The 23,235-nt window shown below is 61.2% G+C and carries 24 protein-coding genes; 7 read left to right on the top strand and 17 right to left on the bottom strand.

Annotation, left to right across the window (positions count from 1 at the left end):
* Window positions 1-13: 13 nt before the first annotated feature.
* From rbsK to LBW87_RS06135, 6 genes are all read right to left on the bottom strand, one after another.
* A complete protein-coding gene (rbsK, locus tag LBW87_RS06160; protein WP_225200567.1) occupies window positions 14-919 on the bottom strand; it encodes a ribokinase in 906 nt (301 codons plus the stop codon).
* A gap of 6 nt (window positions 920-925) precedes the next feature.
* A complete protein-coding gene (locus LBW87_RS06155) occupies window positions 926-1,927 on the bottom strand; it encodes a LacI family DNA-binding transcriptional regulator (RefSeq protein ID WP_225200566.1) in 1,002 nt (333 codons plus the stop codon).
* A 10-nt stretch (window positions 1,928-1,937) separates the two neighbouring features.
* Window positions 1,938-2,909 (bottom strand): ABC transporter permease, encoded by a 972-nt coding sequence (locus LBW87_RS06150; RefSeq protein ID WP_225200565.1) that lies wholly within the window; start codon window positions 2,907-2,909, stop codon window positions 1,938-1,940.
* Window positions 2,902-4,449: a sugar ABC transporter ATP-binding protein gene (locus LBW87_RS06145; RefSeq protein WP_225200564.1), complete on the bottom strand. Its 1,548-nt coding sequence runs from the start codon at window positions 4,447-4,449 to the stop codon at window positions 2,902-2,904. Before LBW87_RS06145 ends, LBW87_RS06150 begins: the two co-directional genes overlap by 8 nt.
* Window positions 4,450-4,517: 68 nt before the next feature.
* Complete coding sequence (locus tag LBW87_RS06140; RefSeq protein ID WP_225200563.1) at window positions 4,518-5,465, bottom strand: sugar ABC transporter substrate-binding protein; 948 nt, start codon at window positions 5,463-5,465, stop codon at window positions 4,518-4,520.
* Between the two features lie 133 nt (window positions 5,466-5,598).
* Complete coding sequence (locus LBW87_RS06135) at window positions 5,599-6,219, bottom strand: LysE family translocator (protein WP_225200562.1); 621 nt, start codon at window positions 6,217-6,219, stop codon at window positions 5,599-5,601.
* A 101-nt stretch (window positions 6,220-6,320) separates the two neighbouring features.
* On the opposite strand from LBW87_RS06135, the gene LBW87_RS06130 reads away from it, so the two are divergent.
* Genes LBW87_RS06130 through LBW87_RS06120 form a run of 3 tightly spaced genes read left to right on the top strand, consistent with a single transcriptional unit; the run spans window position 6,321 to window position 8,161 of the window.
* Window positions 6,321-7,202: a LysR family transcriptional regulator gene (locus LBW87_RS06130; protein ID WP_225200561.1), complete on the top strand. Its 882-nt coding sequence runs from the start codon at window positions 6,321-6,323 to the stop codon at window positions 7,200-7,202.
* Window positions 7,203-7,254: 52 nt separating this feature from the next.
* On the top strand, window positions 7,255-7,689 hold the full coding sequence (locus LBW87_RS06125) for a YeeE/YedE family protein (RefSeq protein WP_225200560.1): 435 nt from the start codon (window positions 7,255-7,257) through the stop codon (window positions 7,687-7,689).
* A gap of 4 nt (window positions 7,690-7,693) precedes the next feature.
* Window positions 7,694-8,161 (top strand): YeeE/YedE family protein, encoded by a 468-nt coding sequence (locus tag LBW87_RS06120; RefSeq protein ID WP_225200559.1) that lies wholly within the window; start codon window positions 7,694-7,696, stop codon window positions 8,159-8,161.
* On the opposite strand, the gene LBW87_RS06115 is transcribed toward LBW87_RS06120, so the two are convergent.
* The 3 genes from LBW87_RS06115 to LBW87_RS06105 are packed head-to-tail and all read right to left on the bottom strand — an operon-like array spanning window position 8,079 to window position 11,246.
* A complete protein-coding gene (locus tag LBW87_RS06115; protein ID WP_225200558.1) occupies window positions 8,079-8,960 on the bottom strand; it encodes an AraC family transcriptional regulator in 882 nt (293 codons plus the stop codon). The genes LBW87_RS06120 and LBW87_RS06115 overlap by 83 nt on opposite strands.
* Before the next feature lie 40 nt (window positions 8,961-9,000).
* Window positions 9,001-9,993 carry a GlxA family transcriptional regulator gene (locus LBW87_RS06110; RefSeq protein WP_225200557.1) on the bottom strand — a complete coding sequence of 331 codons (993 nt, stop codon included), beginning with the start codon at window positions 9,991-9,993 and terminating at the stop codon, window positions 9,001-9,003.
* A complete protein-coding gene (locus tag LBW87_RS06105; RefSeq protein ID WP_225200556.1) occupies window positions 9,990-11,246 on the bottom strand; it encodes an MFS transporter in 1,257 nt (418 codons plus the stop codon). The genes LBW87_RS06110 and LBW87_RS06105 overlap by 4 nt, the downstream gene beginning before the upstream one ends.
* A gap of 152 nt (window positions 11,247-11,398) precedes the next feature.
* On the opposite strand from LBW87_RS06105, the gene LBW87_RS06100 reads away from it, so the two are divergent.
* Window positions 11,399-11,740 carry a CCDC90 family protein gene (locus LBW87_RS06100; protein ID WP_225200555.1) on the top strand — a complete coding sequence of 114 codons (342 nt, stop codon included), beginning with the start codon at window positions 11,399-11,401 and terminating at the stop codon, window positions 11,738-11,740.
* Between the two features lie 81 nt (window positions 11,741-11,821).
* On the opposite strand, the gene LBW87_RS06095 is transcribed toward LBW87_RS06100, so the two are convergent.
* The 5 genes from LBW87_RS06095 to LBW87_RS06075 form a co-directional block, all read right to left on the bottom strand.
* Window positions 11,822-12,673: a carbohydrate ABC transporter permease gene (locus tag LBW87_RS06095; protein ID WP_225200554.1), complete on the bottom strand. Its 852-nt coding sequence runs from the start codon at window positions 12,671-12,673 to the stop codon at window positions 11,822-11,824.
* A 9-nt stretch (window positions 12,674-12,682) separates the two neighbouring features.
* Entirely contained in the window at window positions 12,683-13,615 is a 933-nt protein-coding gene (locus tag LBW87_RS06090) for a carbohydrate ABC transporter permease (RefSeq protein WP_225200553.1), read from the bottom strand.
* 101 nt (window positions 13,616-13,716) lie between these two features.
* Window positions 13,717-14,955, bottom strand: coding sequence for an ABC transporter substrate-binding protein (locus tag LBW87_RS06085; RefSeq protein ID WP_413927618.1), 1,239 nt, complete (start codon window positions 14,953-14,955; stop codon window positions 13,717-13,719).
* A 115-nt stretch (window positions 14,956-15,070) separates the two neighbouring features.
* Window positions 15,071-17,041 carry a beta-galactosidase gene (locus LBW87_RS06080; RefSeq protein ID WP_225200552.1) on the bottom strand — a complete coding sequence of 657 codons (1,971 nt, stop codon included), beginning with the start codon at window positions 17,039-17,041 and terminating at the stop codon, window positions 15,071-15,073.
* Between the two features lie 31 nt (window positions 17,042-17,072).
* Window positions 17,073-18,221: an ABC transporter ATP-binding protein gene (locus LBW87_RS06075; protein WP_225200551.1), complete on the bottom strand. Its 1,149-nt coding sequence runs from the start codon at window positions 18,219-18,221 to the stop codon at window positions 17,073-17,075.
* Between the two features lie 330 nt (window positions 18,222-18,551).
* Between LBW87_RS06075 and LBW87_RS06070 the strand changes: the two genes are divergently transcribed.
* Window positions 18,552-19,568, top strand: coding sequence for a LacI family DNA-binding transcriptional regulator (locus LBW87_RS06070; protein ID WP_225200550.1), 1,017 nt, complete (start codon window positions 18,552-18,554; stop codon window positions 19,566-19,568).
* A 658-nt stretch (window positions 19,569-20,226) separates the two neighbouring features.
* Here the strand turns inward: LBW87_RS06070 and LBW87_RS06065 are convergent.
* Both LBW87_RS06065 and LBW87_RS06060 read right to left on the bottom strand, forming a co-directional pair.
* Window positions 20,227-20,688 carry a hypothetical protein gene (locus LBW87_RS06065; RefSeq protein WP_225200549.1) on the bottom strand — a complete coding sequence of 154 codons (462 nt, stop codon included), beginning with the start codon at window positions 20,686-20,688 and terminating at the stop codon, window positions 20,227-20,229.
* A gap of 194 nt (window positions 20,689-20,882) precedes the next feature.
* A complete protein-coding gene (locus tag LBW87_RS06060) occupies window positions 20,883-21,449 on the bottom strand; it encodes a hypothetical protein (protein WP_225200893.1) in 567 nt (188 codons plus the stop codon).
* Here LBW87_RS06060 and LBW87_RS06055 point away from each other — a divergent pair.
* On the top strand, window positions 21,409-21,729 hold the full coding sequence (locus tag LBW87_RS06055; protein ID WP_225200548.1) for a hypothetical protein: 321 nt from the start codon (window positions 21,409-21,411) through the stop codon (window positions 21,727-21,729). The genes LBW87_RS06060 and LBW87_RS06055 overlap by 41 nt on opposite strands.
* A 166-nt stretch (window positions 21,730-21,895) precedes the next feature.
* Here LBW87_RS06055 and LBW87_RS06050 read toward each other — a convergent pair whose 3' ends face one another.
* Window positions 21,896-22,201 carry a hypothetical protein gene (locus LBW87_RS06050; RefSeq protein WP_225200547.1) on the bottom strand — a complete coding sequence of 102 codons (306 nt, stop codon included), beginning with the start codon at window positions 22,199-22,201 and terminating at the stop codon, window positions 21,896-21,898.
* A gap of 692 nt (window positions 22,202-22,893) precedes the next feature.
* On the opposite strand from LBW87_RS06050, the gene LBW87_RS06045 reads away from it, so the two are divergent.
* Window positions 22,894-23,079 (top strand): hypothetical protein, encoded by a 186-nt coding sequence (locus LBW87_RS06045; RefSeq protein WP_320442712.1) that lies wholly within the window; start codon window positions 22,894-22,896, stop codon window positions 23,077-23,079.
* The last annotated feature ends 156 nt before the right edge of the window (window positions 23,080-23,235 follow it).

Here is a 23,235-nt window from a genome sequence, read left to right as displayed (position 1 = left end):
CTGGCTCCGTCGGTCAATTCGACACGTCTACTTCGTCGCGCTGTGGAATGGAGGTCTGCGCGCCCTCGCGCGTGACGCTGATGGCCGCTGCCGCCTGGCCGTAGGCGATGGCGGCAAATTCGTCGCGACCGGCATCGAGCGCGGCGATGAAACCGCCGATGAAGGTGTCGCCGGCGGCGGTGGTATCGACCGCCTTGACCTTCTGCGCCGGCAGGTGGCGCGTGCCGGCCTGCGCGAAGTCGCCGTAGACGCCCTTCTCGCCCAGCGTCACCACCACGTTGCGCGCGCCGCGCGTACGCAATTCGGTCGCCAGCAGGGCAATGTCGTCCGACTCCTTGTCGGCCAGCATCGCCGCCTCGATCTCGTTGAGGATCAGGTAATCGATCTTGGCCAGCACGCTCGGCGGCAAGGGCTGCGCCGGCGCCGGGTTGAGCACGACCGTCTTGCCCAGCGCGTGGGCCAGCTCGATGGCGTGGATGACCACCGGCATCGGCACTTCAAGCTGCAACAGCACGATCGACGCCCGGCCGATCAGTTCGCGCGCCTGCTCCAGGTGTTCGATGGCCAGCCGGCCATTGGCGCCGGCCGCCAGCACGATGCTGTTCTGGGCCTGGTCGTCGACCAGGATCGAAGCAATCCCGGTGGCCTCGTTGGCGATGTCGGCAATGTGGCTGTCATCGATACCGTTGGCCACGATGGAGGCGCGCATCTGGGCGCCAAAGGCGTCGTCGCCCAGGCAGGCCACCATGGCGACCCGGGTGCCGGGTTGCGAAAGGCGGGCGCAGGCCACGGCCTGGTTGGCGCCCTTGCCGCCGGGGATGGTCATGAACTTGCCGCCGGCCAGGGTTTCGCCGGGCATGGGCATGCGCGGCACGCGCAAGACCAGATCCATGTTGATGCTGCCGATGATGACGATCATGTGTTCCTAAGTCTTCAAAATGGGGGCGGTCGAGCCCCGAATCTGTAATTGCGGCGCGACGGTCTCGTGCCGTATCGCCCGTTTTGGTTCGGCAATGCGTTCCAGCAGGCATTGCGCGGTCAGTTCGCCCAGCTGGCGGGTATTCTGCGCCACCGTGGTCAACGGCGGATGCATGAACTGGGCCAGTTCGATATCGTCGAAGCCGACCACCGATAACGTGCCGGGCACGGCAATGCCCAGTTCGCCGGCCGCGCGCAGCACGCCGATGGCCATCAGGTCGTTGCAACAGAAGATGGCGTCGGGCCGGGTGTCAGCCTGCAGCAGTTGCAGCGCTGCCCGATAGCCGCCGCCGCTGGTGAAATCGGCATGCAACACGGCAGCCGATGGCAACGCTATGCCGTCCTGTTGCAGGGCGTGGCGAAAAGCGCCGACCCGCTGCTCGGACAGGGCCAGCCCCGCAGGCCCGGCGATGCAGGCCAGGCGACGATGGCCGAGCGACAGCAGATGACGCGCCGCCAGTTCGCCGCCGAGCGCATTGTCGGTGCTGACGAGGTCGATCCCGAGCTGGGTCGGCGCGCGGTCCAGCAGCACCGTCGGTACCTTCAAGCGCCCCAGCAACGCATGGTCGGTCTGGGTCAGGGTGGCGATGATCAGGCCGTCGCAGCGCTTGGTCAGCAGCACTTGCAGGTAATCGTTCTGCTTGTCAGGGTCGTCGTCGGAGTTGCACAGGATGACGCTGTAGCCGGCGCCGTAGCAGAAATCCTCGATGCCGCGCGCCAGCTCCGAGAAATACGGATTGGTGTTGTTGGGGATGATCAGCCCGATACTGCCGGTGGCCTTGCTCTTGAGCGAACGCGCCAGCGCACTGGGCACGTAGGCCAGCTCGCCGACCGCGTCCAGCACCCGCTGCCGGGCCTCGGGGCTGACCGGACGGGTGTCGTTGAGCACATGCGACACGGTGGTGAAAGACACCCCGGCCAGCTTGGCGACATCCTTGATGGTGGCCATGCAGTCTGACTCAGCCGGCGCGCCGCTCGCCGCGACGACGATAGGTGTCCAGGATCACGGCCGCCACGATCACGGCGCCGGTGATGATCCGCTTCATCGGTTCGCTCACGCCGATCTGCGCCAGCCCGGCCTCCAGCACCGAGATGATCAACACACCAATGAAGGTGCTGATGATCGAGCCGCGCCCGCCCATCAGGCTGGTGCCGCCGATCACCACGGCCGCAATCACCTGCAATTCCATGCCGACGCCGCCGTTGGGGTCCGCCGCCTCCAGGCGCGACACCTGAAACAGCGCCGCGATGCCGGCAAACGCGCCCATCAATGCAAAGGCCAGCACCTTGGGGGGATTGGGGTTCACGCCCGACAGCCGCACCGCCTCCTGGTTAGTGCCGATGCCGATCCAGTAACGCCCCAGCACGGTGCGGGTGAGCACCAGATGCGCCACCACCACGATGGCGATGGCCGCCAGGAATGCCGGCGACATGCCCAACAGGATGGGAGAGCTGACCACGTCGACGGCGCTGCCGATGTATTCGGTGCGCGAATTGGTGACCTGGTAGGCCAGCCCGCGGGCGATCTCAAGCACCCCCAGCGAGACGATGAAGGACGGGATGCGCCAGTGCACCGAGATCATTCCGGTCAGGGTGCCGCAGGCGGCCGCCACCACCATGCCCAGCAGGGCGGCGGCATACAGCGGCCAGCCCCAGCGCACCATGGCCATCGATAGCATCGAGGCCGCCAGCGCCATCACCGAGCCGACCGACAGGTCGATGCCGCCGATGATCAGGATGAAGGTCATGCCGACCGCCATCACCACCAGCGGCGGGATGTCGTTGGAGAGCGTGATGAAGGTCGCGGTCGAGAGAAAATTCTCGCTCAGGAAGGCGAACATGACGCACATGGCCAGCAACGCGGCGACCAGCCCGGTGTAGTTCTTGAAGCCGGCCAGCGCGGACTGGCGGGAGGAAGACGAATTAAGCATGGGTTTCATCATTAGTCTGTTGGGCGGCGCCGACATAACCGCTGAAGGCGGCCGCGAGAATACGTTCCTGCGACCAGTCGGCGCGGGCGAAGGTGTCGACGATGCGCCCGGCGCTCATGACCGCGATGCGGTCGCACACCTGCATCAGTTCGCGCAGGTCGCTCGAGACCACCAGCAGGCCCCGGCCTTGCGCGGCCAGTTCGGCAAACAACTTATAGATATCGGCCTTGGCGCCGATGTCGATGCCACGGGTCGGTTCGTCGAACAGCATCACCGGGCAATCGCGATACAACCAGCGCGCAATCACCACCTTTTGCTGGTTGCCGCCGGATAGCTCGCCGGCGGCCTGGCCGACGTGACTGGAGCGAATCTTGAGCTTGTCGACGAAGCTGCGGGCAACCTCCTCTTCGGCCCCGTGATCGAGCACGCCGGCGCGGCTGACCTGCCCCAGATTGGCCAGCGAGGTATTGATGCTGATGGCCTGCGGCAGCAACAGGCCCTGCCCCTTGCGATCTTCGGTGACCATGGCGATACCGGCCTTGACCGCATGCGACGGGCTGCGCAGGTTGGCAGCGCGCGTGGCGTCGCCGATGAAGACTTCACCGCTGTCGGCGCGGTCGGCGCCAAACACCAGCCGCAGCAATTCGGTGCGACCGGAACCGATCAGCCCGGCCACGCCCAGGATCTCGCCGGCGTGCAAGTCGAAACTGGTCGGTTGCACCACACCGGCACGACCCAGCTCACGCACCCTGAGCAGCGGCGCACCGATGCGGCGATGCTCGCCGTCCAGATCGACCTGGGTCAGTTCGCCCGCCATCAGTTGCACCAGTTGTTCGGTGCTGTGACGGCGGATGTCTTCGTCGCAGACCAGCTTGCCGTCGCGCAGGACCACAATGCGGTCAGCGATGCGCTTGAGTTCTTCCAGCCGGTGCGAGATGTAGATGATTGATACGCCCTCGGCGCGCAGCTTTTCGATGCGCGAGAACAGCAACTCCACCTCGCGGCTGGTCAGCATGGCGGTCGGCTCGTCCAGCACCAGGCAGCGGCAGCTGCCGATCAGGTTGCGCGCGATCTCCACCATCTGCTGGTGGCCCAGCCCCAGTTCGCCGACCGGCGTCCAGGGGTCGAGTTCGTCCAGGCCGACCACCGCCATCTGCGCCTGGGCGGCGGCAAACAGCTTGTTGCGATCGATCCAGCCGAAGCGCTGCGGGAGTTTTTCGAGGAACAGGTTTTCGGCGATGCTCAACGTCGGAATCAGGTTGAGTTCCTGCATCACCATGCGGATGCCGAGCGCTTCGGCCTGCTGGCGCGTACCGGGCTGGTAAGGCTGGCCGTCGAGCAGCATCTGGCCGGCGCTGGCCTCGACCAGGCCGCAGACGATCTTCGACAACGTGCTCTTGCCGGCGCCGTTTTCGCCGGTCAGCGCCAGCACCTGGCCGGCGCGCAATTGCAGGTCGATGCTGTCGAGCACCGGTCCGGCATAGCGCTTGCCTATGCCCGACAGGGTCAGCAATGGTGGGGTTTCGAGTTGAGCAGACATGGAATCAGGGACTGAGAACGGCCGAAGGCGGAGCGGGCCCGGACAGATCACCGGGCCGCCTGCGTCAATTACTTGGTGATCAGCGACACCTTGGTTTCGACCGTGCCGCCCAGGGCGCTCTGCGGCTTCTTCTCGGTCACGGCCTTGAGTGCGGTCTCGATGCCGAACACCGCCTGCTGCGACGCAAACTGGTCGACCGTGGCCAAGACGCGGCCATCCTTGAGCATCGGCTTGATGGCATTGATGTTGTCATAGCCGACCAGCAGCACCTTGCCCGCCTTGCCCGAGGCGCGAATCGCCGCCACCGCGCCCAGCGCCATGTTGTCGTTGCCGGCCAGCAGCGCCTTGACATCAGGATGGGCGTTCAGGATGGCCGCGGCCACCTTGTTGCCCTGGTCGATTTCCCATTGGCCCGACTGCACGCTGACCACGTTGGCGCCGGCTTCCTTCATCGCATCCTGGAAGCCCAGCGTGCGCTGCTGCGCATTGACGGTGGTCGACACGCCTTCGATGATGGCGACCTTGTCGCCCTTCTTCAATTGCTTGCCCAGGTAGTCGCCGGCCAGCTTGGCGCCCTTGCGATTATCGGGGCCGACGAAGGGCACGGCGATGCCCTTTTCCTTGAGCGCGGCGTCATCCAGCTTGTTGTCGATGTTGACCACGATGATGCCGGCGTCGATGGCCTTCTTGACCACTGGCACCAGGGCCTTGGAATCGGCCGGGGCGATCACCAGCGCGCTGACCTTGGAGACGATCATCTGTTCGACGATCTTGATCTGGTTGGCGGTGTCCTGTTCGTCCTTGATGCCGTTGGCGATCAGGTCGTACTGGCTGGCGTGCGCCTTTTGATGTTCGCGCGCGCCGGTTTCCATGTTCAGGAAGAATTCATTGGCCAGCGATTTCATGACCAGCGCGACCTTGGGCTTGGCCGGCGTTTGCGCCAGCGCAGGCAGCGACACGACCGAGAAGGCCAGGACGGCGGCGACGGCAAATTGGCGGCGGGTCAGCTTTTTCATTTCTGTCTCCATGTTCTATGTTGTTGGCTTTTCAACGATGTTGCACACCGTTAATATCACGCAAACGTTTGCGCGGACCAGAGCATAGCACCGTACAATATTCAAAAACAAGCTGCAGTGCAGTACGAAAAATTCAGGGCGCCACCACATTGGAGGCCGCCAGCGCTATCCCGAACGCCACCAGCAGCAAGCCGAAAGCGCGGTCTATCCAGATCGCCCAGGCGTTCAACCGGGCCTTGACCAGGGGGCTGCCGAACAGCGTAGCGACCAGGCTGAACCAGATCACGTGGGCTAACGCAATGAACAGCCCATAACCCACCTGGATCGCCAGGGGCGTATGTGGCGCGACCACTTGCATGAACAGGCTGACGATGAAGATGGACGTCTTCGGGTTCAGCGCATTGGTCAGGAACCCGGTCCGAAACGCCTGCCAGCCGGACCAGGCGGCAGCGCGCTGGCCGGTGGGCGCCGGTGCCGCCGCGCTGCGCAGCATCCTGAGGCCGAGGTAGAGCAGATAGAGCGCACCGGCGATCTTGAGCGCATTGAGCCAGCCTGGCGAGCGATGTAGCAACAGTCCCAAGCCAAGCATGGTGTAGCCGACGTGGACCAGCACCCCGCTGCCGATCCCCAGTGCCGTGACGATGCCGGTCGTGCGCGATCGGGCCACGCTGTTGCGCGTGACCATCGCAAAATCCGGCCCGGGACTGATGACGGCCAATAAAGTGATGGTGACTACAGCAAACAGTTCGGTCATGTCCGGCTCCCGTTAGAATGAGGTCAAATTCTATTGCCTGAGAGCGAAGATTAATAACGATGAATAGTCACGGTGATAGTGAGCCAGACTCACTGAAAAGCATGAGAATGCCGTCCTTGATGGCGTTGCGCTGCTTCGAGGTCGCGGCGCGCCTGGAAAACTTCACCCGGGCCGCCGATGAATTGCACATGACGCATGGCGCAGTCAGTCGCGCGGTGCGCACGCTCGAAGACGATCTGGGCGTGGCGCTGTTCGAGCGGCGCCAGCGCCGGGTCTTCCTGACCCAGGCCGGACGTCGGCTGGCCGGTGCGGCGACCGAGGGCTTTGGCCTGATCCGCAGCGCCGCCCTGGCGTTGCGCCGCGAGGCCGATCGCACCTCGCGCTGGAGCCTGTCATGTGAACCGACGTTGCTGATGCGCTGGCTCATCCCGCGCTGGCCGGCCTTCCAGGCGGCACACCCCGAGCTCAATGTGCAGTTCGTTGCCGGCGGCGGGCCGGTGTCGTTCGATAACGGGATCGACCTGGCGATCCGCCGCGATGACTTCGAATGGGGCAGCGAGGTTTTTTCAGAGACGCTTTTTTCGGAAAGAATCGGCCCGGTCTGCCGGGCCGACAAGCTCGACGCGTTCTTCGATGCCAACGATGGCCAGTTCGCCCTGCGGCCAGGCGCCCCCTGCCTGCACACCAGGACCCGGCCAGAGGCCTGGAAAAACTGGCGCACGCTGGTCGGTGCGCGCGCGTCACGTGGCAAGCACCATGAATTCGATCACTTCTATTTCAGCTTGCAGACAGCCGCGGCCGGCATCGGCGTGGCGATGGGGCCCTGGCATCTGGTCAGGGATGACATCGCGGCGGGGATACTGGTCGCACCGATGGGTTTTGTGGAGGATGGATCATCCTATTGCCTGCTGTCCCGCGAGCCGTCCAGTGGCCATGCGATACCGGCAGCCTTGCTGGCCTGGCTGCGCTCGCAGGGAAAATGATATGGTAGCGCCCTGCTCCCCACTGCCCTGAACCATCCACGCCATTAACACCATGCACATCGACTGGAATAACTTTACGCCGTGGTCTTCGCTGGCCGGCGGCATGCTGATCGGCCTTGCCGTGGCCATCCTCATCCTGTTCAACGGTCGCGTGGCCGGCATCAGCGGCATCGTCGGCGGCCTGCTCGCGCCTGGCAGAGGCGATACCGGCTGGCGCGTGCTCTTCGTGCTCGGCCTGCTGCTGGCGCCGTTGCTGACTGCTGCTTTCACGGTCTTGCCGGAGATCCGCATCGACGCCGGATACCCGCTGCTGATCGCCGCCGGCCTGCTGGTGGGCATCGGCGCCCGGCTGGGGTCAGGCTGTACCAGCGGTCATGGGGTGTGCGGCCTGTCGCGCCTGTCGCTGCGCTCACTGGCCGCGACGCTGACGTTCATGACAGCCGGCTTCGTTACCGCTTATGTGCTGCGGCATTTGATAGGGGGCTAAACCGATGACAGGCAAATTGACCGCCCTGCTGGCCGGCCTGCTGTTCGGTCTTGGATTGATTGTTTCCGGCATGGCCAATCCGGCCAAGGTGCTGGGCTTTCTGGACCTCGCCGGCGCGTGGGACCCATCCCTGGCCCTGGTCATGGCCGGGGCCATCGGTGTCGGCCTGCCCGCATTCGCGGTCGCCCGCAGGCGGCGTCAGTCGCTGCTGGGCGCGGCTATGCAATTACCCACGGCCAAAGGAATCGATCGGCGGTTGGTGATCGGCAGCCTGCTGTTTGGCGTCGGCTGGGGCATCGCCGGCATCTGTCCAGGGCCGGCGCTGGTGCTGCTGGGCGCGGGGCAAGTCAAGGGCGCCGTGTTTGTCGTGGCAATGCTGGCGGGAATGCTCATCTTTCACCGATGGGCTCGCCGGAAGCAGGCTGACTCCCGCTCGCCGAGCGGGCCCAGGCCATCGGGGTCAGGCCGGTAACACGCTTGAACACCCGGATGAAATGACTCTGGTCCGAAAAGCCGCAGTCCAGCGCGACCTGCGTCATGCTCTTGTCGCCCCTGGCCAGCAGTTGACGTGCTCGGTCGATACGCTGTTGTTGCAGCCACGCGTAGGCCGGCAATCCAAAACTGATCTTGAACGCGCGTGTGAAATGGGCGCGCGAGAGGCCGCATTGAAGGGCAATCTCGATCAGGGTCGGGCGTCGCGCGAGGTGGGCCATCAGGTATTCGCGCGCACGCGCTTCTTGCCAGGCCGCCAGCCCGCCGATGCGGCGCGGCCTGGCCTGCTGGCCGTAGCGACTGCCCAGATGGGTGTGCAATGCCAGCGTAAGAGTGTCGAAGAACAGCGAATCGGCCTCGTCGGCGGCCAGCACCGCCTGGGCCAGGTGAAACACCACCGGGTCCTGCGCTGCCTGTACCGGATCCAGCCCGGTGACGCGCAACCCGCCTTCGCGGCTGAGTTCATCCAGGCTCGACCTGGTCAGATGAAAGCGCACGTTGTCGTAACTGCTCAGATGCTGGCAGCGCCAGCCATCGTTCATGTCGGTGATGGCGATCTCGCCGCGCTTGTGCCCTCCCGCATGCAGTAACTGGCCGCCGCGCCACAGTTTGTGGTGCCGGAAGTCCTTCAACTGCACGATCACCGAAAACGCATCGGCGCACGGCAGCTCGATGACGGGCGGCGAAGCCAGCGGTCGCGCCAGGGTGGCCCGGGTCACGCCGATGCCGGCGGCTGACAGCGTCATCCTGCGCAATCGGGGAAGTTGCGGTGCTTGCATGCTGGGTTCGAAACGAATTGGCCAAACCCGGATTATGCCCTCAATGCGCAGAGAACCTTTCGCGATACTGCGCCGGGCTGACGCCTAGCTGACGCTGGAACACCCGGCGCAGGTTCTGCTCTTCTCCATAGCCGGCTTCGGTGGCGATCCGTTTGAGCGGCAAGGCGGTTTCTTCGAGGGCGCGGCGCGCCGCTTCCAGCCGCATCAATTCGACCGTGCGGGCGGGTGTACGCCCCAGCTCGGCGACATAGGCCCGGGCGAAGGTGCGCGGACTCATGTGAACGTGGCGGGCCAGGTTGTCGACCCGCAGGTCCTGGCCCAGGTTGGCCGCGATCCAGGCATGCAATTCGGCAAAACGACCGGCGCCCGCCGTCTGCGACGCCAGGGGCGCACTGAATTGCGATTGCCCGCCCGGGCGCTTGATGAACATCACCAGCTGGCGCGCCGTGGCAATCGCCTTCGGGTGCCCGAAATCCTGCTCCACCAAGGCCAGCGCCAGGTCGATGCCGGCGGTCACGCCGGCCGACGTCCAGACCCGTCCCTGGCGGATGAAGATCGGCTCGGCATCGACCTGCAGGGCCGGATATTGCTGTTGCAGGCGGCTCGCCCAGTCCCAGTGCGTGGTTACCCGCAAGCCGTCCAGCAGCCCGGCATCGGCCAGGTGAAAAGCGCCGGTGCAGACCGAACAAACCCGCTGGATCAACGCGGCATGGTCACGTATCCATTGCACCAGTGCGGCGTCGATGACAAACGAATCGCCGGTACTGCCGCCTGGCGAAATCAGCGTGTGGATGCCGCTCGCCTCGCGCAGGTCGAGTTGCGCCAACGCTTCGGTGGCTACCGGCAGCCCGGCATTGGTATGAATGACGCCACCCCGGGCCGAGACCACCTGCAGCCGATAGAGGTCACCCTTTGCATGGAGCCGGTTGGCGGTGGCGAATACCTGCAGCGGCCCGGACAGGTCGAGCAGGTTCATGCCGTCATAGGCCAGCAGGACGACCCGGTGCGGCGGCTTGGCGATGGCGGACCTCATGCGGTATCCGATGCTGGCGCCAGCGAGCGGGCACGCCGCTGCGCCTGCATCCAGTGCGCCGTCGCCATGGCGCATAACAGCAGCACCGGCAGGATCGCCATGTTCAGCGTCTGCCAGCCGAACCGGGCCAGCAAGGGACCGGCGCCGAGCGTGGCCAGGGCGGTGGCGGCATAGCGCAGCAATTCCGAGAAGCCCTGGGTCTTGGCGCGCTCGGCCGGGGCATAGGCCTGCGCCAGCAAGGTGGTGCCACCGACGAACATGAAGTTCCAGCCCACGCCCAGCAACAACAGGGCCGCATGGAAAGCCGGCAAACTGGTCGAGGCCATGGCGGTCAGCGCGCAACCCAGGTTGAGACCCAGGCCCACCAGCAACACCGGGCCAAGGCCAAAGCGCTTGATCAGGTGGCCGGCAAAGAAGGATGGCGCGTACATGCCCACCAGATGCCACTGGATGATGGCCGCCCCATCGTCGATGCTGTAGTGGCAAGCGACTGCCGCCAGTGGTGCGGCGGTCATGATGAACATCATCACCATCGAACCGGCCACATTGTTGGCCACCGATGCCACGAAGACCGGCGAACGCACGATCTGCCCCAGCGGGCGAGCCGCGGCGCCAGCTTCGATGGCCGCCGCCGGGGTCGACACCGAGGTTTCGCGATAGGCCAGCAGCAGTACCAGCACCGACAACGCGCCCATCGCCGCCACCACCAGATAAGCTCCCGCAAACAGCGCCGTCGGAAACAGGTCGCGGCTCCATGCGGCCAGCGCCGGGCCGATGATGGCGGCGATCACGCCGCCGGCCAGCACGGTGGAAATGGCACGACTCTTGAATTGGCTGGCCACCGCATCGGCCGCCGCCAGCCGGTAATACTGGGCAAAGGCCTGGAAAACGCCGACCAGTGCGGTGCCGGCACAGAAGACCCAGAAGTCGCCGTGAAACACCGACCACACCGATATCAGGCCGCCCGCCGTGCAACTGGCCGCACCCAGTGCAAATGACAGGCGCCGGCCCAGCCGCTGGATCAGGAAAGCCGCGAACCAGGTGACGACCGCACCGGCCACCGTGATCAGCGCAAACGGCAGCGTCGCCAGCGCCTTGTCGGGCGCCAGTTGCCAGCCAGTCAGTGCGGTCAAGGTAAGGTCGATCGAAATGGCGCAGGTGTACAAGCCCTGGCACACGGCCAGGACTGCCGCGTTGCGCCGCCCCGGATCGGCGGCAGCGGGATTATCGACAAGGGGTGAGACAAAAGACATGGGGGAGCGAGCCAATGGGATGGGGAACGGAAATTGTCGATCTCCGCCCGGTTGGCGTCAATGACACAAGACCGTCAATTCCTGCCAACCACGCCGTCGGACACCGAAATCGAACGAGAAATGTGGCGTTTCATCATCATGTAAAGACAGCAATGGCACATCTGATGCACTTTCCCTGCGTTGCCAATCATCCACCGAACGCCGAGTGCACAACCTTTTCAGGACAAACGATGTCTACCACACTGTTCGACACCCACGAATACATCAAGCGGCTTGAGAGCGCCGGCATCCCGACACCTCAGGCTGAAGCCCACGCCAAATCACTTGCCCAAGCCATGGATAACGAACTTGCAAAGAAAGCGGACCTGAATCAACTGCGATTCGAGGTCTGCGAATTTCGTGCTGACGTCAATGGTCAGTTCACCCTGTTGAAATGGATGCTGGGCTTCCTGATGGCCGCCACCGTCGGAGTCTTGCTGCAACTGCTCAACTGATCGCCACCTTCAGGCGGCGCCCCGCCCTTCACCGAACCGGGCCGAGCCGATTCATTTCGCTCGGCCTTCAGTCGTTAGCCCTTAGCCCTTGCTTGCACCGAACGTCAATCCGGCCACGAACTGCTTCTGCATCACGAAGAACAACAATACCGATGGCAGCGCCGCCAGTATCGATCCCGCCGACACCAGATTCCATGCCGTCGTCCACTGCCCGCGCAGGGCCGCCACGCCGACCGTGATCGGTGCGGCATCATCGCCCTGGGTCAGCACCAGCGCCCAGAAATAATCGTTCCAGACAAAGGTAAACACCAGCACCGACAGCGCCGCCAGCGCCGGGCGGATCAATGGCAGCACGATCCGGTAGAACACGGTCCACTCGCTGGCGCCTTCGATGCGGGCCGCCTCGATCATCTCGTAGGGCAGCTGCTTGATGAAGTTACGCAGGAACAGCGTGCAGAATCCGGTCTGCATGGCCACATGGAACAACACCATGCCGGTGACGGTATTGAACAGTCCCAGCGACAGGGTCAGATCGCGCACCGGGATCATCAGGATCTGCTGCGGCACGAAGTTGCAGGCCACGAAGGTGGCGAACAACAGGGTGTTGCCGCGAAACTTGTAGGTCGACAGCGCGAAACCCGCCATCGCCGCCAGCGCGATGGCGCCGATGACCGAGGGGATCGTGATGAGGCAACTGTTCCAGAAATAATGCAGCATGGGCGACGCCGTCAGCGCCTGGCGATAGTTCTCCAGCATCGCAAAGTCGCGTGGCCAGCCCCAATAGTTGCCCGCCATCAACTCATCGGTCGAACGGATCGAGGTCACCAGCGCGGTCAGCATCGGCAACAGCCAGATCAGCAGTGCCACCGGCAGCGACAACTGGTAGAACAGGCGGTTGAGCGGCTTCCATTTTTCTATTGGTGTTGGAAACATGGCGCTCTCCTAGCGTTCCGAGCGCAGCATGCGGCGCAGTTGATAGACGATATAGACCAGCATGATCGCAAACAGCGTCACCGCCACCGCCGCCGAATAACCCTGGCGGTAATACTTGATCGCCTGGTCATAGGCGTAATAGGCCAGCACGGTCGAACTTTCGTAAGGGCCGCCGCTGGACATCACCGAGATCAGGTCGAAGCTGCGCAGCGCGCCGATGATGCTGACCACGAAGGCCATGAAGGTGGTCGGGCGCAACTGCGGCAGGATCACGTAGCGCAGCATGGTCCAGCCACGGGCGCCTTCCATGCGCGCCGCTTCGACCTGGTCGTTGTTGATCGCCGTCAGGCCGGTCAGGTACAGGATCATGCAGTAGGCGGTCTGCGGCCAGAGCGCCGCGGCGATGATGCCGAAGGTCACGTAACGGGCGTCGCCCAGCACCGGGATGCCATGCCCCAGCACCACCGACAGCAAGCCGAAGGTGGGATCGTAGAACCAGCTGAAGATCAGCCCCACCACCACGCCCGACAGCACGAAGGGCGCGAAGAACAGCGACTTCACCACCCGCATGCCGCGCACCTTCTGGTTCAGGTAGAGCGCAATGGCCAGACCCATCGGCGGCGCCAGCAAGAACATCACCAGCCAGGCGACATTGTTCTTCAGGGCGGTATGGAAGGTCGGCGCCTGGAACAGCTCGATGTAGTTGGCCAGGCCCACGAACTGGGGCGCGGTCATGCCATCCCAGTTGAAAAAACTAAGGTAGATGGTGTACCCGATCGGGTACAGCACATAGACCAGCGTCATCAGGCAGGCTGGGGCGAGAAACCACAGCGCTGCACGGTTGCGGCGGGCCGCCGTTTGCCGTTGGGACGCGGCGTTGGACGTCGGGGGCGCGACGGTGGAATTCCCTGGTGGATGGATCACAGGCGTTTGCGCAAGCATGACGATGGACTCCTATTGTCCGAAGCCGCATGGCTTGCGGTCGGAAAACGGTGCTGCCCGGCCACCGGGCAAGCACCTTGCAACATACTGACTACTCAGGCTCAGGATTTCTTGTAGATGCGCTTGCGGCTCTGTTCGAGCTGGTTCAGCACGTCGTCGATCTTGCTCGGATCGCTGACGAACTTCTGCATCCCCTTCATGCCCTCGTCGGCCATTTCCTTGGTCATGTCGCGGTCGTAGAACTGCGACACGCCGCCCTTGGCCTCCGACAGGATCTGGAAGCCGATGCGCGAGATCGGGTCGGTCGGCTCAGGCGATTTGCTGTTGGCCGGCAGTGAACCCAGCCCCTCGCCCAGCTTGGCGCTGATGGCCGGGGTGCCGACGAAGGCCAGGAAGCGGCGGGCATCGACCTTGTTGCGAGCCTTGGCGGGAATATGCATCGATTCGGTCGGGCCTTCTTCGGCCGTCGGCACCTTGGCGTCGATGATGGGGAACTGGAAGTAACCCATGTTGGCCGCCATGTTGGCCGGGAAGCCCTTGGCGATGAAGGTACCCATGAGCATCATCGCGGCCTTGCCCTGGAACAGGAAAGGCTGCGCACCGTCCAGGTCGTAGGACAGCGCATTGTCGATGAAGTACTTGTTGTCGATCAGGGTTTTCCAGGCGCTGTAGACCTTCTTGACGCGCGGATCGGTGTAGGCGATCTCGCCGGCCATCAACTGCTGGTGGAACGCATTGCCGTTGAGTCGCAGATCGAGGTAGTCGAACCAGCCCGCCAGGGTCCAGGCGTCGCGTCCGCCCACCGCCAGCGGCGTCACGCCTGCGGCCTTGAGCTTCTTGCAGGCCTCCAGGAACTCATCCCAGGTCTTCGGCTCGGCACTGATGCCGGCGGTCTTGAAGACGTCCTTGCGATAGAACATGCCCCACGAGTAGTACACGGTGGGCAAGGCGTATTGCTTGCCCTTGTAGGAGGACGAATCCTTGGTGGACGCGTAGGTGGCGTCCCAGTTGTTCTTCTTCCAGTCTTCGCTGACATCTTCCAGCAGGCCGCGGCTGGCATAGAAAGCCATCCGTTCGCCGTTGTGCCAGGTGATGATGTCGGGCGCCTGGGTCGACAGCCAGCCGGGCAATTGCACCTTGTAGGCTTCTTCCTCGACGAAGGTGGCCTTGATCTCGACATCGGGATTGGCCTTCTTGAATTCATCCAGGGTCGATTGCCAGACCGTGCGCTGGACCGCGCCCTTGTAGGCGATATTGAGCGAAAGCGTACCCGCTGCGACCGATACCGAGGCGCCGGCGATCAGGGTCGCCAGCAAGCCCATGCGTAGGGATTTAATCATTGTTGTCTCCAGGTAATTATTAGCAAATCCGGTTCTTGTATGCGGTGCAGGCTCTAGCGTCCTGTTTGCACATTTTTCACACTCTTCCTGATCGTGTATCTGCCCTGCTCCCGCCCTACTCCTGCGCTGGCCGGTAGATCGCCACGCCCTGCGGCGGCACGTCCGGCTGGCCCACGATGAACGTGGCGCCAGCAACCTGCGGCAGCGCCACGGCCGTGTCGGCGTAATTGAACGCAAAGGTCAAACCGCCGCGCCGCTGCAGGCGCAAGGTGTCGGGCAGGCGCTGCGGCTCGAGCCCTGCGGCCTGGGCCAGTTGCTCGAAATAGCGCTGGGTCAGACCGGCATCGAAAATCGCCGCCAGGTAATGTACCCGCTGGTGCCTGACGATGGCCGGATGACCATCGGCAAACTCAGCCAGGGTCTCGACGCCGTCGCCGGTCTCGATCAGGTCGCGCCAATGCGTGGCATGGCCCTGCAGCCGGCCCAACTGCACCGGTTCGCTGACATTGGGGCGCAGCGACTCGACGCGCCACACCTTGATCGGCAGGATTTCCTGCAAGGCGCCGGGCGCCAGCGTCGCCGGGATCTGCAGCGACACCGTCTTGGAACCGCTGCGCGGGCCAAACACCACCTGCGCGCCGCTATGCTGGAGCCGGGCTGCGAGATCGTCCGGCACCACCGGCAAGGGCGGCACCACGATCAGGGCATAACCGTTCAGCGGCGCCTCGACCGGGATGATATCGACGTCCAGTCCCAGCGAGCGCAGGGTCGAGTAATACTCGAAGGCAAACCGCGCATACAGGAAGTCCTCGCCCTGCGGATGTATCTCGAACAGCCATTTGGCGCTGTAGTCGAACAGCAAGGCCACCTTGCCGCGCGGTTGTCCCAGCGCGCCGGCGGCTTGTGTGACCTGCTCGATCTCTTGCGCCACGCGGGCGGCTTCCTCGCCGCCCACATCGAGCTGGTCATCCGGACGGTTCAGGCCGGCATGCATCTGCTCCTGGGCAAACGGCACCTGCCGCCAGCGGAAATACGACACGCAACCTGCCCCGTGGGAGAACGCTTCCCAGCTCCACAGGCGCACCATGCCCGGCAGCGGGTGCGGGTTCCAGTCGGCCCAGTTGACCGGACCCGGTTGCTGCTCCATGACCCAGAACGGCTGCGCCGACATGCCGCGATACAGGTCGTGGTTGAAGCTGGCAAAGTCGGGATGGCCGGTGCGCAGCCAGCGCGCCCGGGTTTCCGGCGTAAACCACATCACCTCCAGGGCGCCCAGCGGATAGCTGTCCCAGGTAGCCACGTCCAGGTCCGCCGCCACCGGGTAGTGATCGAACTCCAGGAACATCTGCATGAAGTTGTGAACGATCAGCCGACCGGGCGAGTGCTCGCGCAACAGCTCGACCTGCATGCGGTTATAGCGCACCACCTCGTCCGAGGCGAAGCGGCGGTAGTCGAGTCGATGCGACGGGTGCGCTTCGGTGACGGTGCCGATGGGCGCATCGATTTCATCGAAGCTGCGATATTCCATGCTCCAGAACACCGTGCCCCAGGCCGTATTGAGCGCCTCGATGCTGCCGTAGCGCGCACGCAGCCACAGCCTGAAACGGCGCTGCGCCGCGGCCGAATAACTGACCACCGTCTGGTGGCAGCCATATTCGTTATCGGTCTGCCAGGCGGTCACGGCCGGATGATTGCCATAACGCTGGCCGACCAGCCGGACAATCCGCTGCGACTCTTCAAAGTAGGCATCCGACGAAAAATCGTAGTGCCGACGCGAACCGAAGGCGCGCGGGCGACCGTTGGCGTCAACCGCCAGCAGATCGTCATGGCGATCGACCAGCCATTTCGGCGGGGTCGCCGTCGGCGTGCACATCACCACTTCCAGGCCGTGCCGGGCCAGCACATCGATGGCGCGGTCCAACCAGTCCCAGCGCAGGTCGCCCGGCGACGGTTCGATCCGGCTCCAGGCGAATTCACCGATGCGCACCTGCTTGATGCCGAGCGCCTTCATGCGCCGGGCGTCGCTGTCCCACATCGTTTCAGGCCAGTGTTCGGGGTAATAACAGACCCCCAATCGTATCGACATCGATGTCACTCCTTAGTAAATGGGGTAGTACTCAGGCCGCAACCGCCAGGCCGAGCGCGGCTTGCGGCCGTTCCAGGGCGATGCCGTCCTCGTCAAACAGATAGGCGCAGTCCGGCGCGATGCCGAAGCGCAGGCGTTCGCCGCGGGCGATGCGGGCATTGCCCGGCACCTTGGCCACCAGCGGCTCGCCGCCCGGTTGTTCCAGGTGCACATAGGTCTGTTCGCCCAGGCGTTCCACCAGCAGCACCTCCCGGACCAGACCCGCTGGCAGGCCATTGCCGATATCCATATGCTCCGGGCGAATGCCCAGGGTGACGCGCTGGCCGACCTGGACCCCGGCGCCGCTGGCCGCCACCGGGATGATTTCGTCGGACCCTGGCAGGCGCACCGTCACCCGGGCGCTATCCACGTCAGCAACCACCGCCGGGATGAAGTTCATCCTCGGCGAACCGATGAAACCCGCCACGAAACGGCTTTTGGGATGGTGATAAAGCTCCATGGGCGAACCGACCTGGGCAATGCTGCCGAAGCGCGCGGTGTCGGCGCCGGCGTGCAGCAGCACGATGCGGTCGGCCAGTGTCATCGCCTCGACCTGGTCGTGGGTCACGTAGACCACGCTGGCCTGCTCGAACTGCCGGTGCAGGCGAGCGATCTCGACCCGCGTCTGGCTGCGCAAGGTGGCATCCAGGTTCGACAGCGGCTCATCGAACAGGAACACGCCCGGGCGGCGCACGATGGCGCGGCCGATCGCGACCCGCTGGCGCTGTCCGCCCGACAGATCCTTGGGCTTGCGCTGCAATAACTCTTCCAGCTGCAATACCCGCGCCGCTTCACGCACCTTCTGCTCGATCTCGGCCTTGGGCAGCTTGGCCAGGGTCAGGCCGAAGCTCATGTTCTCGAAGACCGTCATGTGCGGAAACAGCGCGTAGCTCTGGAACACCATCGCCACCGAACGCTGCGCCGAAGGCACGTCGTTCATGCGTTGCTCGCCAATGAGCAGATCGCCACTGGTCAGGTCTTCCAGGCCCGCAATCACCCGCAGCAAGGTCGACTTGCCGCAACCGGACGGTCCCAGGAATACACAGAATTCATGCTCGCCAATGGCCAGGTCGACGTTCCGGATCACGGCCGGGCTATCGCCATAGGCTTTTTGTGCTGCACGTAGGGTAATGCTCGCCATCGTCTTTTCCTCAGAGGAATGTCTCGCTGGAACGCTTTTACCGGAATCAGGTTAAGCGCTTAATCAGGCTATCCAAAAAAAAAGGAATGCTGTCGGTTCGATATTTCATCAGGCTTGTCTCCACATCGTTGTTCTGATTGTGATGCCACTTGCTGGCGTGTTTTTTTAACACTTGTTGCGACCGATGATACCCATCTTGTTTTTAGGACGCAACAAGAATTCGCGCTTGCCGCCTGACAGCTTTTTCGCAGGAAACAAGACCGTCACGGCCATCGTTGACAAGGTCCGGGATAGAGGATTGAATGCGACAGCGCCAATTTTACTTAGTCCATGACGACCCTCTCCGAAGTAGCCCGCCTGGCCGGCGTGACCTCTGCCACCGTCTCCAATGTTCTGCGTCAACGCGGAAAGGTCGGCGAGCAGACGCGGCTGCGCGTACTGGAAGCGGTCGAGCAACTGGGGTATCGGCCGCACCTGACGGCGCGGGCGCTGGCCGAAGGCCGGGCGCCGACGCTGGCGCTGATGGTATCGAGCATCGCCAACCCCTTCTACCCCGAATTCGCGCTGGCGGCCGAACGCGCCGCGCGTGCGCATGGCCGCTTCCTGATTGTCTGCAATACCAACGACGATCCGGTGACCGGTCGCGCCTATCTCGACCAGATTGCCGGCACCTTGTCGGACGGTGTGCTGATCATGAACGCCAACCTGCCCATCGACGATCTCAAGAAGACCCAGCAGCGCGGCGCGCCGGTGGTGCTGTGCATGTGGGAAAAACCCTCTGCGCCGCCGGAGTTGCCCAGCATCGCGGTCGATTTCAGGCAGGCCGGCGCCATTGCCGGACGCCACCTGATCGGCCTGGGGCATCGCGAGATCGGCGCGCTGGTCGGCAGCAAGAAGAATGGCATCCACGCCGAGCGCTACCAGGGCTTTCTCGACGCCTGCGCCGAGGCTGGACAAAAGCATCCGCCACAGCGCACCCAGTTCATCGCCGACACGGTCGCGGCCGGCTACGATGCCACCATCGCCATGCTCAGGGCGACCCCGCAACTGACCGCCATCTTCGCCAGCAATGACCTGCCGGCGCTGGGCGCGATGAACGCCATCGCCGACCTCGGTTTGCAGGTGCCGCGCGACATCTCAGTCATTGGCATTACCGACATTCAATGGGCGCGCCTGTCGCGCCCGGCCCTGACCACCGTGGCGGTGCCGACCGACAGCGCCGCCGAGATGGCGATCGAATTGCTGCTGGCCCTGATCAACCGCACCAGCAGCTCACCCGTGATGCGAGTGACCGCCACCCCGGAACTGGTCGAACGGGCCTCGACCGCAGTGCCCCGATCAGGCTGAACGGGTCTGCGGCGTCAGCTACACCTATGCCGCGCTGGCCGAGAACGGCCCTGATGTCGACCTGCATCTGCAAGCGGCGGCGGCTGCAGCCGCCAAAGCCAAGATCACCGTGGATCGGATTGCGCACCATGCGGCCACGACGCTGTTTGATACTGCAGGCGTATCGGTCACGCTAGCGCACCGGAACCTGGATCGGCATTGGCGCAATACTCGTACCATTTCTTCGCGCAACCATACTGGGCATAAGGCTTATTCGTTGGGGGATTTGAGTATCCTGATTTCCGTCAGGACGACGGAGGTGCAGACATTGATGGCGATCGATATGGAGGCCGTCGTCCCGGCGAAGGCCGGGATCCAGCGTCTTTTATCGCCGGTGGATCCTTATCGCTGAGACGAAGGCAACACCTGCACAAATGCCGAAACATGATGAGCATGAGCAGTACACTACCGCGCACTCTTTAGTGTTTATCCATCTCTTTCTCTTTTGGTCGCTCCGATTTACTTAAGGAACCGATGAACGCTATCAATACCGCAATTACTCCAATCACCGTCGGTGCAAAATAACAGGTGGATTAACGCTGCTGAATGGGTATAACAAAAAAGCCACGAAGGTGGCGCTGATCGATCCTAGATTGGTTAACCACACGCCGAGAAAAATCTACTTTCGCCACAGGGATGTATCAACCACGAGGAGAGGCGCTGAAAATTCTTCTATTTTTTCAAGATCAATAATTAGCTCCCCCTCTCGCTTCTTATGAAATCGAAAAGTACAAATTTCTCCAAAGTCTGGATTTTTATCATAGCTAAGTAAAGCGATAGCACTTGCAGAGAATTGGCTTCTCCAAAGGCGCACAAACTTATCAGTGAATAACATGCCAGCCCGCAGACATTGGAAGTTGCAATAATCTTCCAGATGCAATTTATTTACAGAAAATTCGTATCCACTTAAATCTGTGTATGCACTTTCTATAAATTCAGAATCAGGCAGACAATCCCTATCAAATTGCGTAGAGAAAAATACCGCATCCTCTACCTTGTTGAAACCTGCCGTTAAAATTTCTTCCATCTCCCTAGGAAGAGAAGCAGGCATGGTCTCTACGTCTGGCAAAATGTCCTTCATGGGTTTATTCGTCTTTACCATGTTAATTTTTTCCTGGACAGCTATACGGTGTTTTCTTTTAGGGGGCATTACATAAATGGATTGCCGATAGCGCCGGCGGTTTGCAACGAGGCTTGGTTTTATCGGCTACGGCATTATTGGTTGGGTCGGTGTTGGCCTGGAGGCAGCGGGATGCCTGCCTTGTTGGCACATAATTAATAACCTGAGATGTCCCTCACCCACTTTCCATCTAGATGAAATGTATTCAGCAAGAAAAGTGACATTGTTATTATCAAAAAATAACGAAGAAATATTTTCCGCCGGTTAGAAAAAGAGCTCTTCCCGTAACTAAGAGATGCATAACCCCACAGCAAAATACCCTCAAGAAATCCAATACTTAGAATGATATCTCCGGAAATATTAAATAAAGAAGCCAGGTCTTCTTTGCCAGGGAAAAAAATAGAGAAAAATTCAGCGAAAAATAATTTCCACAAGTTAAATATCGCGATAAGACAACCAATCGCCAGAAAGATATTTTTAAATATTACATTTCCCGCATTCCCGACTTCAAAACGAATTTCTATTCTTTTTAAAATTAATAAGTTTCCCCATATAAAAGAACAATAAATTAAAGTCACTGGTATATGATTTAACGCTCCGAACATCGCTACAAGTGGCGCTATCGATCCAGCGATCAAAAACCATAACAACGAGAAGAAAAAGTTTTTTTTCATTAATTCCATGATCACGGCACTGTTTGATATCTCTGGGGCATCGGCCACGTTGGCGCACCTGAACCTGGATCGGAATTGGCGCAATATTCGTACCATTTCTTCGCACAACCATACCGGGCATAAGGCTTATGCGTTGGGGAATTTGAGTGTTAATGGGGTGGGGTTGCCTACGCAGGTTTTTTTTGATTGGTTTGGCGGCGGAGAGGCGCGGCTAACGTCACTGGGTCCTGACTTTCGTCAGGATGACGGGGATGTAGATACTTATGGTGACCAGTATATGGGCCGTCGTCCTGGCGGCGTCTATCGCCGACCGGCCCCTAACTCTTGAGACGACGGCAGCACCGTTAATTACGGTTGGATACCGTCTCCTCCTACAAATCCTGATAACTCAAATGCTGCGCTAATCGCTGAAGGCGCCACGTTAGTATTAAGTAAGGGAGGATTCTCAGACAGCCAGACATCTGGAGCCTTGTCTACCAATAGCTCTTCACTTTTTATAATCCAGCCCCTATTTGCGAGCGGCATAAATTAAACAGACCAGATAAACCAAAACTCATTAAAACGCCGAGCCAGCTAAATCCGCCTGGTTCCTTGTGCCCAAACCAAAAAAATAAAAGTACCGCTAAAAGAATAGTGGATTTCAACCAATAGAAAAACTTGCTGCGAAATGAATTCTCTACCTTTCTTCCAAACAAACCATAAGTAACAAATACCGACAACAGTGATATCGCAACAATTCCGAAGCCAAGACTCATTTCACACCTTGCAATAAATTCCAAGTATTCTTTGCTCGCCCCCATGGATTTGTTGCCGGATCAAATATGGATCAACAGAACCGCCCAAAGAAGTAGTGTTACCGAAATTAACTCCAACTTGTTTTCCACCAAAAGTGCGCCCTTTCTTTGCTATAAAAAAAGTAGAACCTTGCATATCAGACGCTGATTTTTAACCGCAGCATCTAGAAAAAACGTACGAGGTATTGCCGGGTATGGCTGCGAGTAAAGACGTACTTTTGACAGCAGAAATAAAGCTAAGTAAAAAAGAACAAGACGATAAGCGTCGTAGTCGGAATAACTACTGTGTAAATTGTGCGAGCTGGTTGATTTTTTCCATTGTTATAACCAAACGGACCTACTGCAGGCAAATCCTTGTCATAGCAATACGCAAAGAGAATCCAGGTGACCCATGCAACGCCAACTATCCAAAATGGTAGTTCTGCACGTTGACCAGACAAAAATAGGAATAGGCATCTGGCTGCTCCCACTACAGGTGCCAGATAAAGAAAAACGCGGCAAGCTCTTTTCAAATCGATCATCTGCACCAGTAGTTCTCCGCTAGTTCACGATGCCACTCTGACGTCAATTGATTGGACCGACCAGCCTTCAGTAGACACTCACAAGTCATTTAGCGCGTAGCGCTTCTCGAACTCTACAGGTGACAGGTCGCCTGTGGAGCCGTGTCGGCGAATCGGTTTGTAGAACATTCAATGTAAATGAATATGTGCGTTGTAGCGGTAGATATCGCTGGCGCATCGGCCACGCTGGCGCACCTGAACCTGGATCGGCATTGGCGCAATATCCGCACCATTTCTTCGCACAACCATACCGAGCATAGGGCTTATGCGCTGGGGAATTTGAGTATTAATGGTGTGGGGATGCCTACGCAGGGGTTCTTTTGATTGAGCCAGCGGCGGAGAGGTGCAGTTGACGTCGCTGGGTTCTGAAATTCGTCAGGATGACGGGGGTTTAAAGCAGGTTACTTGGATGATTTCCGTTATCGCAACGGCGTGAGGACTCTACCCCGGCACGCAACCGAACCTCGCCCGATTTCATTG

The organism is Herbaspirillum sp. alder98 (genome assembly GCF_020179755.1).
Classification (GTDB): domain Bacteria; phylum Pseudomonadota; class Gammaproteobacteria; order Burkholderiales; family Burkholderiaceae_D; genus Herbaspirillum.
The sequence above is the reverse complement of the archived record's forward strand: the minus strand, read 5'-3'. Positions and strand labels throughout refer to the sequence as shown.

Bases quoted from the DNA above. Each gene is read 5' to 3' on its own strand.
- rbsK (WP_225200567.1), bottom strand. From the start codon at position 919: ATGATCGTCATCATCGGCAGCATCAACATGGATCTGGTCTTGCGCGTG.
- LBW87_RS06155 (WP_225200566.1), bottom strand. From the start codon at position 1,927: ATGGCCACCATCAAGGATGTCGCCAAGCTGGCCGGGGTGTCTTTCACC.
- LBW87_RS06150 (WP_225200565.1), bottom strand. From the start codon at position 2,909: ATGCTTAATTCGTCTTCCTCCCGCCAGTCCGCGCTGGCCGGCTTCAAG.
- LBW87_RS06145 (WP_225200564.1), bottom strand. From the start codon at position 4,449: ATGTCTGCTCAACTCGAAACCCCACCATTGCTGACCCTGTCGGGCATA.
- LBW87_RS06140 (WP_225200563.1), bottom strand. From the start codon at position 5,465: ATGAAAAAGCTGACCCGCCGCCAATTTGCCGTCGCCGCCGTCCTGGCC.
- LBW87_RS06135 (WP_225200562.1), bottom strand. From the start codon at position 6,219: ATGACCGAACTGTTTGCTGTAGTCACCATCACTTTATTGGCCGTCATC.
- LBW87_RS06130 (WP_225200561.1), top strand. From the start codon at position 6,321: ATGAGAATGCCGTCCTTGATGGCGTTGCGCTGCTTCGAGGTCGCGGCG.
- LBW87_RS06125 (WP_225200560.1), top strand. From the start codon at position 7,255: ATGCACATCGACTGGAATAACTTTACGCCGTGGTCTTCGCTGGCCGGC.
- LBW87_RS06120 (WP_225200559.1), top strand. From the start codon at position 7,694: ATGACAGGCAAATTGACCGCCCTGCTGGCCGGCCTGCTGTTCGGTCTT.
- LBW87_RS06115 (WP_225200558.1), bottom strand. From the start codon at position 8,960: ATGCAAGCACCGCAACTTCCCCGATTGCGCAGGATGACGCTGTCAGCC.
- LBW87_RS06110 (WP_225200557.1), bottom strand. From the start codon at position 9,993: ATGAGGTCCGCCATCGCCAAGCCGCCGCACCGGGTCGTCCTGCTGGCC.
- LBW87_RS06105 (WP_225200556.1), bottom strand. From the start codon at position 11,246: ATGTCTTTTGTCTCACCCCTTGTCGATAATCCCGCTGCCGCCGATCCG.
- LBW87_RS06100 (WP_225200555.1), top strand. From the start codon at position 11,399: ATGGCACATCTGATGCACTTTCCCTGCGTTGCCAATCATCCACCGAAC.
- LBW87_RS06095 (WP_225200554.1), bottom strand. From the start codon at position 12,673: ATGTTTCCAACACCAATAGAAAAATGGAAGCCGCTCAACCGCCTGTTC.
- LBW87_RS06090 (WP_225200553.1), bottom strand. From the start codon at position 13,615: ATGCTTGCGCAAACGCCTGTGATCCATCCACCAGGGAATTCCACCGTC.
- LBW87_RS06085 (WP_413927618.1), bottom strand. From the start codon at position 14,955: ATGATTAAATCCCTACGCATGGGCTTGCTGGCGACCCTGATCGCCGGC.
- LBW87_RS06080 (WP_225200552.1), bottom strand. From the start codon at position 17,041: ATGTCGATACGATTGGGGGTCTGTTATTACCCCGAACACTGGCCTGAA.
- LBW87_RS06075 (WP_225200551.1), bottom strand. From the start codon at position 18,221: ATGGCGAGCATTACCCTACGTGCAGCACAAAAAGCCTATGGCGATAGC.
- LBW87_RS06070 (WP_225200550.1), top strand. From the start codon at position 18,552: ATGACGACCCTCTCCGAAGTAGCCCGCCTGGCCGGCGTGACCTCTGCC.
- LBW87_RS06065 (WP_225200549.1), bottom strand. From the start codon at position 20,688: ATGAAGGACATTTTGCCAGACGTAGAGACCATGCCTGCTTCTCTTCCT.
- LBW87_RS06055 (WP_225200548.1), top strand. From the start codon at position 21,409: ATGATCACGGCACTGTTTGATATCTCTGGGGCATCGGCCACGTTGGCG.
- LBW87_RS06050 (WP_225200547.1), bottom strand. From the start codon at position 22,201: ATGGGGGCGAGCAAAGAATACTTGGAATTTATTGCAAGGTGTGAAATG.
- LBW87_RS06045 (WP_320442712.1), top strand. From the start codon at position 22,894: ATGAATATGTGCGTTGTAGCGGTAGATATCGCTGGCGCATCGGCCACG.